The 723-nt window shown below is 61.7% G+C and carries 1 protein-coding gene; it reads left to right on the plus strand.

Annotated features, from left to right (window positions below; genetic code table 11):
* Positions 1-38: 38 nt before the first annotated feature.
* Positions 39-723: ABC transporter ATP-binding protein (locus K6N12_RS33590; RefSeq protein WP_222149176.1), on the plus strand; the 685-nt coding region annotated here is incomplete at its 3' end.

Raw genomic sequence — 723 nt, forward strand, 5'->3', positions numbered from 1 at the left:
ACCTTCGGCGCTGTGAAATAAGATAAAGGGAGACAAACATGGGCAGCATTACCCTTCAGAAGGTTTCCAAGGTCTTCGGCGAAGCCAAGGTCATCCCTTCGATCGATCTCGATATCAAGGACGGCGAGTTCGTCGTCTTCGTCGGCCCGTCGGGCTGCGGCAAGTCCACGCTGCTCAGGCTGATCGCCGGTCTCGAGGATGTCTCCGGCGGCAAGATCGTCATCGACGGCAGGGACGCCACCGAAAAGGCGCCGTCGGAACGCGGCCTGGCCATGGTGTTCCAGTCCTATGCGCTCTATCCGCATATGAGCGTGCGCAACAACATCGCCTTTCCGCTGAAGATGGCGGGCGTCGACAAGGCTGAGATCGACCGCAAGGTGAGCGATGCCGCCCGGGTGCTGAACCTTACCGATTATCTGGAGCGCAAGCCGCGCCAGCTGTCTGGCGGCCAGCGCCAGCGCGTGGCGATCGGCCGCGCCATCGTGCGCCAGCCTTCGGCCTTCCTGTTCGACGAACCGCTGTCGAACCTCGACGCAGCGCTGCGCGTCAACATGCGTCTCGAAATCAGCGAGCTGCATCAGCAGCTGAAGACGACAATGGTCTACGTCACCCACGACCAGGTCGAGGCGATGACCATGGCCGACAAGATCGTCGTCTTGAACAGGGGCAATATCGAGCAGGTCGGCTCGCCGCTCGAACTCTACAGCCGCCCCCGCAACCTCT

This window comes from Rhizobium redzepovicii (genome assembly GCF_019793435.1).
Lineage (GTDB): Bacteria > Pseudomonadota > Alphaproteobacteria > Rhizobiales > Rhizobiaceae > Rhizobium > Rhizobium redzepovicii.